Below are 12,231 nucleotides of genomic sequence, written 5' to 3' on the forward strand. Positions count from 1 at the left end.
CTCTGTTTTCATTTCCAGCTTATCGATTTTCATGGGGCGGCCACCAAAAACTGATGCCGGCAATACCTTGTCCGCCACATGCCCGCGCCTGAACTTGGTGCTCCAGCGCTAAACCACCCAACCCATAAACCGGGATTACGGCCGCCGATACCTGGCGCTCAAACTCCTGCCAACCCAAGGTCGGCTCACCGGGGTGGCTGGCCGTTGGCAAGACCGGGCCGAAGACCGCGTAATCCGCCCCCAGGCGCTCAGCATGACGTAATTGCTCCGCGCCATGGCAAGACACACCCAACAATCGATTAGCTGGCGCAGGGCGCTCAGACAACCTTTCAGCCTCGCGCCAAGGCAGGTGTACGCCGGCGGCCTCGGGAAATTCAGAAAGCAAATCCGGACGGCCGTGCAGCAGGACCCCCACCCCGGAACCTTCACATTCCGCCAACGCCGCTCTCGCTAACTGCCGATAATCTTGAGCGGGCAACTGTGGTGCCCGCAACACCACCAATCCGGATTTCAACGCGGGCAACGCGGTAACAAAACGCGCCAAACCATTTTCCCACGATGCCATTGCGCCGGTTATCGGTAGATTCCCGGGTAGGTTCAAAGCCCGGATGATCGGCCTGTTGGCAGCCGGAAAATCTTCATCCTGCAACAAATGAGGCGACATCCATTCAATCGGCTGCCCCTCCCGCCCCTCGGGTTCGCCTTCGGCGGCGGAGGTTTGCCAGACATCCAGAAAAACCTGCTTGTCGCCGTAGTCGTGGCGAACACCAATGACCGGCTCAAGACTTCCCAACGGCACCGCCAGCCCGGTTTCCTCGGCAATCTCGCGCACCAATGCCTGCTGAACGCTTTCTCCCGGCTCCACTTTGCCTCCGGGAAACTCCAGCAAACCGCCCTGATGCACGTGATCCGGGCGGCGCGCAATCAATACACGACCACGCCGAACGATCACCGCAACGGCCACATGCACTAATTTCGGCACGGACGGACGATTAGCTTCGGTATTCGGCATTGATGGTCACATAGTCATGAGAAAAATCGCAGGTCCAGACCGTCTCCCGCACTTCTCCGCGCTTCAGGTCAATCGCAATGGTAATTTCTTCCTGATCCATCACCGCCTGACCACGCTCTTCGGAATAGTCATCAGCTCGGCCGCCATCACGCACCAGACACACATCGCCGAGGTAAATTTCCAGCGCCTGCAGATCAAGATCCGGAACGCCGGCCCGACCGACCGCCGCCAAAATCCGGCCCCAGTTCGGATCGGATGCGTAAAGCGCAGTCTTCACCAGCGGCGAATGCGCCACCGTGTAAGCCACATCCAGCGCCTCTTGCTGATTCGCGGCGCCGGCCACATCGATGGTCACAAACTTGGTGGCACCTTCACCGTCACGAACGATAGCGTGAGCCAGATCCAGATAGATCTTTCGCAATGCTTCTTTCAACGGGGCGAACAACGGGCTGTCTTCGGTAATTTCCGGGCCATCGTAGCGGCCGCTGGCAATGAGCATGCAGGCATCATTTGTCGACGTATCGCTGTCGATGGTAATCCGGTTGAAGGATTTCTCACCCAGTTCGGAGGCCAATGCCTGCAAAGCGTCCGGCGCAATTTTGGCATCCGTAGCAATAAAGCCCAGCATGGTGGCCATGTTCGGGCGAATCATGCCGGCCCCCTTGCTGATGCCCGAAATCGTCACCGTATGGCCGTCCAGATCCATCTGGCAGGAGGCACCTTTGGGCCGCGTGTCGGTGGTCATAATGCCGCTGGCCGCTTCCGCCCAGCGATCCTCACGGGCACCGGCCAGCGCGTCGGGCAAGGCCCCGACGATCTTATCAACGGGCAAGGGCTCGCCAATCACTCCGGTAGAGAACGGCAATACGCGGCTTGTATCCACACCCGCCTTTTCTGCCAAGGCCGCACAGCAGCGCTCCGCATCCGCCAGCCCGGCGGCTCCGGTGCCGGCGTTGGCATTTCCGGTATTGATCAGCAGGTAACGGGGTGCCGCTTCAGCCAAATGGCGTCGGCTCAGTACAACCGGGGCGGCGCAGAACTGGTTCTGGGTAAAGATACCGGCAACTCGGGCATCCGGTGCCAACTCAAACACGACAACATCCTTTCGGCCGGGCGTTTTGATGCCCGCACTGGCAATACCAATCTTAACCCCTGCAACCGGATGAAACTCCGGCAAAGTTCCGGGACCTACCGCCATGTTTATCTCCTTGAGTGAATGCCAATCTGAAAACGACAAAACCCGCAAGCTGCTCTTGGTCAGGCAGTTTGCGGGTTCTGGTTCGTGCGTTTCGGTGTCGGTTTAACTCACCTTACCGCAGCATTGCTTGAACTTCTTACCAGACCCGCAAGGGCAAGGCTCGTTTCGGCCTACTTTTCGCTCTTGGCGCACAAAAGTGTCCGGCGTTGCTTGCTGCCCGTCCTCACTTTCGCCCTGCGCAGGTGCGGCGGCACTGGTTTCGTCGTGTCGCAGGTTGGCCCGGGCCATTTCCCGCTCTAGCTCTTCTTTGCGGCGACGCTCTACCTCTTCCATCTCTTCACGACTCTGCACGCGCACGTGGCTCAGTACCCGCGCAACGTCGCGTTTCATGCCGTCCAGCATGTTTTCAAACAGGTTGAACGCTTCGCGCTTGTATTCCTGCTTGGGGTTTTTCTGGGCGTAGCCGCGCAAATGAATACCGCGACGCAAGTGATCCATATTCGACAGATGCTCTTTCCAGAGCGTATCCAACACTTGCAAGAAGACCTGCTTCTCGAACTTGCGCATGGACTCAGCGCCGGCAATCTCTTCCTTCGCTTTGTACTCAGCGACAATCGCGTCCAGAATTTTGTGGCGCAGATTGTCTTCGAACAGCTTGCTGTCTTCTTCCAGCCACCGCTGAATCGGCAGTTCAATCGCCATTTCTGACTGCAACTGCGCTTCCAGCCCCGCCACATCCCACTGCTCGGGCATGCTCTGAGGCGGAATGAATTCGCTGATCAGTGAATCCACTACGTCTTCCCGAATGGTATCGACCATTTCGGATACGTCTTCAGACGCCATGACTTCGTTACGCTGCTCGTAGATCACGGTACGCTGATCGTTGGCTACGTCATCGTACTCCAACAGCGTTTTACGCATGTCGAAGTTGCGGCCTTCCACTTTGCGCTGAGACTTTTCGATGGCGTTGGTGACCATGCGATGCTCGATGGCCTCGCCTTTTTTCATGCCCATCGCCTGCATCAGGTTCTTCACACGCTCAGGCGCGAAGATCCGCATCAGGTTGTCTTCCAGCGACAGGAAGAAACGGGACGAACCCGGGTCGCCCTGACGACCCGCACGACCGCGCAGCTGGTTGTCGATGCGGCGGGATTCGTGACGCTCGGTACCGATAATGTGCAAGCCACCAGCTTCCAGCACCTGATTGTGGCGCTCGGTCCACTCGGCCTTCAGTCGGGCAATTTCTTCTTCCGAGGCATCCGCCATGCCGGCCGCTTCAAATTCCCAGTTACCGCCCAATACGATATCAGTACCACGGCCTGCCATATTGGTGGCAATGGTAACCGCACCCGGACGGCCCGCCTGAGCAATAATCTGCGCTTCGGATTCGTGCTGTTTGGCGTTCAGAATTTTGTGCTCAATGCGCGATTTCTTCAGCAACATCGACAGCAATTCAGACGCTTCAATGGAAGCCGTACCCACCAGAATCGGCCGACCTTCGGCGGTGACGTCTTTGATCTCGTCGATGATGGCGTGGAATTTTTCTTCCTGCGTCAGATACACCAGATCGTTGTAATCAATACGCTGAATGGGCTTGTTAGGCGGAATCACCACCACGTCCAGGCCGTAAATTTGACGGAACTCGAACGCTTCAGTGTCTGCGGTACCGGTCATGCCGGCCAACTTTTCGTATAGACGGAAGTAGTTCTGGAAGGTGGTTGAAGCCAGCGTCTGACTTTCAGCCTGAATCTTGAGACCTTCTTTTGCTTCAATCGCCTGATGCAGCCCTTCGCTCCAGCGACGGCCCGGCATAGTACGCCCTGTGTGCTCGTCAACGATCACCACCTGGCCACCCTGAACGATGTAATCCACATCTTTCTGGAACAAATGGTGCGCCCGCAGGCCGGAGTGAACATGGTGCAGGAGGCCAAGGTTAGCTGCCGAGTAGAGGCTTTCGCCTTCCTGCAGCAAACCACGGCTCAGCAGAAGCTCTTCAACTTTTTCGTGACCGGTTTCGGTCAGCTCCACCTGACGAGATTTTTCATCGATGGTGAAATCGCCGGTAGACTCGCCTTCTTCACTGACTTCGCCCTTCTCCAGGCTCGGGATCAGTGTATTGATGGCCTGATACATTTTCGAGGAATCTTCCGCCGCGCCCGAAATAATCAGTGGCGTGCGCGCCTCGTCGATCAAAATGGAATCCACTTCATCGACAATGGCGAAGTTCAACCCGCGCTGCACTTTGTCTTCGATACTGAAGGCCATGTTGTCGCGCAGGTAATCAAAACCGAATTCGTTGTTTGTGCCGTAGGTGATGTCAGCCTGGTAGGCGGCTTTCTTTTCTTCCGGTGCCTGTCCAGCAACCACAACGCCCACTTCCATACCCAAGAAACGGTATAGCTTGCCCATCCACTCGGCATCCCGTCGGGCGAGGTAGTCGTTCACGGTAATAACGTGCACGCCTTTACCCGGCAGAGCATTCAGATACACCGCGGCGGTCGCCACCAGGGTTTTACCTTCACCGGTTTTCATTTCGGCGATGCGCCCTTCGTGCAACGTCATACTACCCACCAACTGAACGTCGTAATGGCGCATGCCCATGACACGACGGCTGGCCTCGCGAACGGTGGCAAATGCCTCGGGAAGTATGGCGTCTAAGGTTTCACCCTCATCCAGGCGGCGGCGAAACACGGCCGTCTTGCCCTGCAATTCGGTATCCGACAGTGCACTAAACTGCTCTTCAAGTTCGTTGACACGCAAGACAACCTTGCGCATCCGCTTGATTTCTCGAGCGTTCTTACTGCCAAACATCTTGGTTGCGAGCTTTGTGAACATAGACCACGGCTTCTTCAGTTAAACGGAGGAAGCCGGCATTCTAACCTTATTTAGGCGAAGGACAAAAGGAGGGCTTCACGGGAATGAAATCAGCGGCTTGCGCGGCGGATGTATTTTTCGGGGTTTTCGGGTTTTCCGTTGCGGATAACTTCAAAATGTACGTGCGGGCCGGTAGAGCGACCGGTGCTGCCCATGAGCGCGACACGTTGCCCCTTCTGGACAATCTCACCCACTTTTACCTTGATCGCTTTGGCGTGGGCATAGCGGGTTACCAATCCCTCGCCGTGGTCAATCTCGACCAGATTTCCATAGCCATAGCGCTCGTCGGCGTAGGTGACCACGCCACTGGCAACGGCAATAATGTCGCTGCCGTCTTTACCGGCAAGGTCAACACCACTGTGCCAGGTTCGTTTTCCGGTGAAAGGATCAGACCGATACCCGTACTTTGACGATAACCAGCCCCAAGTGATTGGTCGCCCCTGAACGTAAAGCTCGTCTTCAAGCTTCTGACGCGAGGCCACTTTTTCCAGCAGGCGCAATTGTTTTTCACGATCTTCAATCTGCGCTTCTATCTGGTCAATCATATCGGTCAACTCTGGCGCACTGAAGGAGTCGGCTGACAGCCCACCCTCTTCCGGGCCGCCCACCGCAGCCGGTTGATCAAAATTAAACTCATCACTGGTGACAATGCCAGACTCAACAAAGCGCTGACCCAAAGCGTCGAGCCGCAACAGACTGCCCTGAATACGCCCCAACCGAAGGGTTAGCGCATCAATCTGCAGGTCAACATCCTGTCGAACCCGGTCCATTTCGGCTTTTTGCTCTTGCAGCTTTGCCCGCCACTCGGCTACCAGCTCAGACTCGGTCGGTTCCGCTGCAGCCACTGCTTCCATGGCAAAACGGTAGCCGCCCCAACCCGCTGCGAGCACGACCGCCACCACGCCGAAAATCAGGCTGGCTATCGTAACTGCGTTGAGGTTTAACGTTCGAGGCTGCCCATGGCTTTTGCCAACGAAAATTACATTCATATCGTCGTTCGGTGTCATATAGGGAGTCGCAACCATATCCGTGTAGTGCTGCGACCCGGAGTGTTTCCGAGCGGGTCTGCTATCCTTAGCAACAACTACGCACTGAAAAAAGTCGTAGCATCCGGTAGACATTGCCTTCCGTCACAATGTAAAACGGCCGTGTTATAGACGCTACGCATAAAACGTGCAGAAGTGTAACCAATCGTAAACCGCAGAGTCGAGCAAAACCCGGCAATGAGCAAAAAAAACGATCAAAAAACGATCTTCAGCAGAGTTTCGTCGAGTTCCGGGACAACCCTTAAACAACTTGTCGCGAAAGCCGGAATGCACCTTGAAGCTGAACAGATTGTTCTGGCGGCTATTCCCGAGGAGCTTACTGAGGGCACTCGATTCGTTGCCTGCCTGGACGGAGAGCTGGTGCTATCAACGGATACCGCCAGCAAGGCCACCCGGCTCAGATTCCGGCAGCATGAAATTATGGAAGCTTTGAGGGAAAACGAGCTCTTCCGGTTTGTCTGGAAGGTTCGCGTGAAAGTTGCGCCCGCTCGTTACAAGGTTCGCAAAAAGGTCGAAAAGGTACCGCTCAGCAAAGAAAATGCCCGGCTCCTCGCAGAGGAAGCCGGGCACACGAAGGATAAAGCTCTACGCGAGGTTCTCGAAAAACTCGCAAGCCACGTTCGAGATTAAGGCCTCCCGCCTTAGCCCTCGACCGCCAGCACTGGCTTCATGTATGAAATCGGAGCAGTCGCTTCGTCTTCGAAAGTGACGACTTCCCACGATTCCTCTTCCGCCCTGAGCTTACGCAGCAGTTTGTTGTTCAAGTCGTGGCCAGATTTCACACCACGGAACTCACCAATCAAACTGTTGCCGAGCAGATAAAGATCCCCGATCGCGTCCAGCACTTTGTGCTTGACGAATTCATCGTCGTAGCGCAAACCGTCTTCGTTCAGGATTTTGTAGTCATCGACCACAATCGCATTATCGACACTACCACCGAGGGCCAGATTCATAGCTCGCAGTTTTTCGATATCGCGCATAAATCCGAAAGTACGGGCACGAGACACTTCCTTTACGAAGGACGTACTGGAGAAATCGACCGTTGCGGTTTGGGCGCGGCCCTTGAATACCGGGTGATCGAAATCAATACCAAAGCTGACCTTGAAGCCTTCGAACGGCAGGAAAGTGGCTTTCTTGCCATCTTCTTCAACTGTTACTTCCCGCTTGATACGGATGAAACGCTTGGCCGCTTCCTGTTCGGCAATGCCTGCTGACTGGAGCAGGAACACGAACGGACCAGCCGAGCCGTCCATAATCGGGACTTCAGCAGCGCTAAGCTCTACGTAACAGTTATCGATTCCGAGACCAGCCATAGCAGACAGTAAGTGCTCTACTGTTGCCACACGCACACCGTCTTTTACCAGCGTCGTGGACAGCGTGGTCTCACCCACATTTTCCGCGCAGGCACGAATTTCGACTACCGGGTCGAGGTCCGTGCGCCGGAAAATAATTCCGGCATCGACCGGGGCCGGCTTCAGGGTCAGGTAAACCTTTTCCCCTGAGTGCAGGCCAACACCGGTCGCGCGGATGGTGTTTTTGAGTGTGCGTTGTCTAATCATCGGTCATTATTCCGTCACAAAAGAGCGATATTCTGAGCAAAAAACTGCCCGAAGAATATCAGAATTCAAGACTGAGCACCATTTAACCAACACAAGTTTAGTTAACTCGTGCAATAGCTTATGGCTATGATCAACCAGCTCATCTTTGACAAAGGCTTACAACATTGCGCCCGTCAGAACGCTCGCCCAGTTGTCAGTATCAAGTCAGCCTATCAGTCAGCCTGCCTACGAAGGAATGCGGGAATATCGAGATAGTCCACGCCTTGTTCTTCGCTTTCTTTGCTCTGGTCCAGGGCTACGTTGCCTTGCGTTACCGCGCGACGACGCAGAATGGCCGGGCGATCCAACTGGTTGTAATCGGTTGTGCCATCCAGAGTGCGGGAGTTATCCACTACTTTGGTCGGCTTTTCGCGATCACCACCCAGCCCGGTCGCTACAACTGTAACCTTCAGCTCTTCTGTCATTTCCGGATCAATTACAGTACCTACAACCACTGTGGCCGATTCGGAGGCAAATTCGCGGATAATATCACCCACTTCGGTGAACTCACCCAGATTCAGGTCCATGCCCGCAGTAATATTAACCAGAATACCTTTGGCACCCTGCAGGTTAACGTCTTCAAGAAGCGGGCTACGAACGGCGGCTTCAGCAGCTTCCTGAGCTCGGTTTTCACCGGTTGCACGAGCGGTACCCATCATGGCCATGCCCATCTCGGACATCACTGTCTTCACGTCAGCAAAGTCGACGTTGATCATACCGTTACGGGTAATCAGATCAGCGATACCCTGAACAGCCCCCAGCAGAACGTCGTTCGCTGCTGCGAATGCGTCCAGAAGACTGGTCTTTTTACCCATGACCGCCAGCAGTTTTTCGTTCGGGATGGTGATCAACGAGTCCACGCTTTCTTCCAGCTCTTTCAGGCCGGATTCAGCGACGCTCATGCGCTTGCCACCTTCAAACTGAAACGGCTTGGTAACCACCGCCACTGTCAGAATACCCATTTCCCGGGCTACTTCGGCAACGATCGGAGCTGCTCCGGTTCCAGTACCGCCCCCCATACCCGCGGTAATGAACACCATGTCAGAGCCGCTCAGCGCCTCCGCGATACGGTCACGGTCTTCAAGCGCGGACTGGCGCCCTACTTCCGGGTTTGCACCGGCGCCCAGCCCTTTGGTGATATTGCCACCCAACTGGATGATTTGACGTGCGTCCAGGTCTGTCAGTGCCTGGGCGTCTGTGTTGGCGCAAATAAACTCCACGCCTTCAATGTCGCTGTTAAGCATGTGGCGAACGGCGTTACCACCGCCACCGCCAACACCGACAACCTTAATAACTGCGCTTTGTTGAACATTATCGACAAGTTCAAACATATCCCCTACTCCTTCGTGCTGTGTCCGATCTATCGAGACCGGTTATTTCATTGGTTTTGTATTTTCGAGAAACCTTCGTGCATTGCTTCCTGATTGCCGTCAGAACTGACCGGTAAACCAGGCTTTCATGCGCTCAATCAATGAGGGAGCATCCTCAGCTTTGAGCACAGGTGTCCGGCCAAGGTCCATTTGCCGGAAACCATGAATCAACAAACCAACGCCGGTGGCGTAAATCGGATTGTTGACCACCTCCGTCATGCCGGAAACCGCCTGCGGACAGGCCAGTCTTACCGGCATGTGGAAGATCTCTTCAGCCAGCTCAACCACCCCTTCCATGGTGGAGGAACCGCCTGTGATAACGATGCCCGCCGGAATCATGTCTTCGAATCCGGAGCGGCGTAATTCGGACTGCACCAACGTGAACAGTTCTTCGTAGCGAGGCTCCACAACTTCCGCCAACGCTTGTCGGGAAAGATCCCGCGGGGCCCGATCACCCACACTAGGCACTTTGATGGTGTCTTCAGCGCCGGCAAGCTGGGTCAGCGCGCAGGCGTATTTGATTTTGATTTCTTCCGCGTTCTGTGTCGGGGTGCGCAGGGCCATGGCAATGTCATTGGTCACCTGATCCCCGGCGATGGGGATAACTGCGGTGTGGCGGATAGCACCTCCGGTAAACACGGCGATGTCCGTGGTCCCGCCGCCCATATCCACAACGCAAACACCGAGCTCTTTCTCGTCTTCGGTCAGGATCGCGTGACTGGAGGCCAGCTGCTCGAGAATGATGTCATCCACTTCCAGCCCGCAGCGCTTCACGCACTTATCGATGTTCTGGGCCGCGTTGACCGCGCAGGTAACCAAATGCACCTTGGCTTCCAGGCGAACGCCGGACATACCCATGGGCTCTTTGATGCCCTCCTGGTTATCGATGACAAATTCCTGCGGCAGAATGTGCAGTACTTTCTGGTCTGCAGGAATCGCGACGGCCTGGGCGGCATCGATCACCCGATCGATGTCGGCCTGAGTCACTTCACGGTCCCGGATGGCAACGATGCCGTGGGAGTTCAGACTCTTGATGTGGCTGCCGGCAATGCCCGCATACACCGAATGGATCCGGCAACCTGCCATCAGCTCGGCTTCTTCCACCGCCCGCTGAATGGCCTGCACGGTGACTTCAATGTTCACCACCACTCCGCGCTTGAGTCCGCGAGATGGGTGCGAGCCAATTCCGACGACTTCAATGGTTCCATCCATTTTGCGTTTGCCGACGATCGCAACCACCTTGGAGGTTCCGATATCCAGGCCGACAATCATGTTTTCCGTTTCAACCGATGACATGTGATTCACCAAACCCCAAGTTCGTAATAATCGTTATCAGGACTTCGGTGCAGCAACTGCTGCATCCGCTTTCCACTGCACCGCTATGCCGTTTGTATAGCGGGCATCTACCCGGCTGACTTCGTCCACACGGGACGCCAACCGGTTCTCGTAAACCGTTATAAAGCGCTCAAATCGCTGCTCGACCTTGTCGCGCCCCAAGACCACCTCAATGCCGTTGGCCAGAGTCAGTGTCCAGGCACCCCGGGCTTCAAGTGCCAGCCCCGCAAAGCCCAGCCCGTAGCCGTAGAGCTGCTCACTCATTTTCCGGGCCATGGTGATCACCTCTCTCACCCGCTCATCCGGACCCGATAGCTTGGGCAGACGGCCGGCCACTTCCGGATTGGGCGGCGAAAATAACTCCCCGGAACGACTCACCAAACGGCCGTCACTCCAATAAGCCAACGGCTTTTTCTCGCGAATATCGATCACCAACCGCCCGGGCCACACACGCTTAACCGCGGCCGACTCAACCCACGGCCGCTGTTCCAACACCGCCTTGATGTCAGCCAGATCGGTTGAGAAATAGCTTTTACCGATCCAGGCACCCGCTGCGCGCTCAATGCCTACCCGGCTGTCACCAACAAACTGCCCCTGAACATCGACGGCCAGAATCTGTTGATCCATCGCCGTTAAAAGGCGATCGGTTCCCCAAGGCACCAACGCCGCCAGCAGCACCACGGTTGCCCCCAAGCCAACCTGTAACCAGGGCACGGCCGCCAAAATCGCTTTCAACACTCCAAACCGGTCTTGCCCTAGCTCTACGGTGGTTGCCCCCCGTCGCCGGGGCTGCTCAGGCGGTACCGCCCGGCTCCGGATCAGTAGTGTTTCAAGCATTCGGTGCCTCCACCAAAGTGTCTTCCAGTATTCTCACCACCAGTTCCGGAAAACCGATGCCAGCCGCTTTCGCTGCCATAGGTACCAGGCTGTGATCGGTCATTCCCGGCACCGTGTTAACCTCAAGCAGCCAGAACTCATCCTGCGCGTCCTGCATGATGTCCACTCGCCCCCAGGTTCGGCAGCCAACCACGCGAAACGCATCCAGCGCCAACTTCTGCAACTGCAACTCTTTTTCAACCGACAATCCGCAAGGAATGCGATAGCGCGTGTCGTTCGCCAGATACTTGGCTTCGTAATCGTAAAAATCGTGATCGGTGCTCAGACCAATCGCGGGCAGCGCTTTGTCTTGCAACAGGCTGACGGTGAACTCCGGGCCTTCAATCCACTGCTCCACCAGCACCAGGTCATCCATCGCCGCGGCCGCTTCGTAGGCTTCAACCAACTCACTGACGCTACGTACCTTGCGAATGCCGATACTGGAGCCTTCGTGCGCGGGCTTGACACTCAGTGGCGTACCCAGTCTGGCGACGATATCTTCCGCTTCATCAGCGGATTGCATCGCGCGAAACGCGGGGGTCGGGAGCCCACAGCCTTTGAACACGTATTTGGTGCGCAACTTGTCCATCGCCAGCGCAGACGCCAACACTTCGCTGCCGGTGTAGGGAATGCCTGCCTGCTGCAAAATCGCCTGTATGGTGCCGTCTTCACCACCCCGGCCATGCAGAGCGATAAACACCCGGTCAAATTCCGGAGATTCCACAGTACTCAGCAAACAGCCCTGAACGTCGATGCCGTATGCGTCTACTCCCGCTGATTGCAGGGCTGCCAATACGGCTTCGCCACTATTCAGAGACACCTCGCGCTCGGCCGAGTTGCCTCCCATAAAAACCGCCACTCGGCCGAGGGCTTTGACCAGCTCGGGCGATGCCAAATAATTTTCCGAGTCGGTATGGCTCAT

General features: G+C 56.0%; 10 protein-coding genes. 1 reads left to right on the top strand and 9 read right to left on the bottom strand.

All coding sequences use genetic code 11. The features are described 5' to 3' along the window. Positions 1-19: 19 nt before the first annotated feature. The 4 genes from MWU64_RS07675 to MWU64_RS07690 form a co-directional block, all read right to left on the bottom strand. Positions 20-1,012: a Nudix family hydrolase gene (locus MWU64_RS07675; RefSeq protein ID WP_247063133.1), complete on the bottom strand. Its 993-nt coding sequence runs from the start codon at positions 1,010-1,012 to the stop codon at positions 20-22. Next, entirely contained in the window at positions 993-2,210 is a 1,218-nt protein-coding gene (gene argJ / locus MWU64_RS07680) for a bifunctional glutamate N-acetyltransferase/amino-acid acetyltransferase ArgJ (protein ID WP_247063134.1), read from the bottom strand. The genes MWU64_RS07675 and argJ overlap by 20 nt, the downstream gene beginning before the upstream one ends. A 102-nt stretch (positions 2,211-2,312) precedes the next feature. After that, positions 2,313-5,045 carry a preprotein translocase subunit SecA gene (gene secA / locus MWU64_RS07685; RefSeq protein WP_247063139.1) on the bottom strand — a complete coding sequence of 911 codons (2,733 nt, stop codon included), beginning with the start codon at positions 5,043-5,045 and terminating at the stop codon, positions 2,313-2,315. 89 nt (positions 5,046-5,134) lie between these two features. Beyond that, positions 5,135-6,091, bottom strand: a complete 957-nt coding sequence (locus MWU64_RS07690; protein WP_247063140.1) for a M23 family metallopeptidase — start codon at positions 6,089-6,091, stop codon at positions 5,135-5,137. A gap of 216 nt (positions 6,092-6,307) precedes the next feature. Between MWU64_RS07690 and MWU64_RS07695 the strand changes: the two genes are divergently transcribed. Next, the gene (locus MWU64_RS07695; RefSeq protein WP_247063141.1) at positions 6,308-6,760 is read left to right on the top strand and encodes a DciA family protein; all 453 of its coding nucleotides are present in this window, start codon (positions 6,308-6,310) and stop codon (positions 6,758-6,760) included. Positions 6,761-6,771: 11 nt separating this feature from the next. Here the strand turns inward: MWU64_RS07695 and lpxC are convergent, their stop codons facing one another. From lpxC to MWU64_RS07720, 5 genes are all read right to left on the bottom strand, one after another. After that, on the bottom strand, positions 6,772-7,689 hold the full coding sequence (lpxC, locus tag MWU64_RS07700; protein ID WP_247063142.1) for a UDP-3-O-acyl-N-acetylglucosamine deacetylase: 918 nt from the start codon (positions 7,687-7,689) through the stop codon (positions 6,772-6,774). Between the two features lie 212 nt (positions 7,690-7,901). Then, complete coding sequence (gene ftsZ / locus MWU64_RS07705; protein ID WP_247063143.1) at positions 7,902-9,059, bottom strand: cell division protein FtsZ; 1,158 nt, start codon at positions 9,057-9,059, stop codon at positions 7,902-7,904. Between the two features lie 99 nt (positions 9,060-9,158). Then, a complete protein-coding gene (ftsA, locus tag MWU64_RS07710) occupies positions 9,159-10,394 on the bottom strand; it encodes a cell division protein FtsA (RefSeq protein ID WP_247063144.1) in 1,236 nt (411 codons plus the stop codon). Between the two features lie 36 nt (positions 10,395-10,430). Further along, positions 10,431-11,270 (bottom strand): cell division protein FtsQ/DivIB, encoded by an 840-nt coding sequence (locus MWU64_RS07715; RefSeq protein WP_247063146.1) that lies wholly within the window; start codon positions 11,268-11,270, stop codon positions 10,431-10,433. Further along, positions 11,263-12,231: a D-alanine--D-alanine ligase gene (locus tag MWU64_RS07720; RefSeq protein WP_247063240.1), complete on the bottom strand. Its 969-nt coding sequence runs from the start codon at positions 12,229-12,231 to the stop codon at positions 11,263-11,265. Before MWU64_RS07720 ends, MWU64_RS07715 begins: the two co-directional genes overlap by 8 nt.

The sequence above is a fragment of the Marinobacter sp. S0848L genome, from assembly GCF_023016065.1.
In the GTDB taxonomy this organism is placed as follows: Bacteria; Pseudomonadota; Gammaproteobacteria; order Pseudomonadales; family Oleiphilaceae; genus Marinobacter.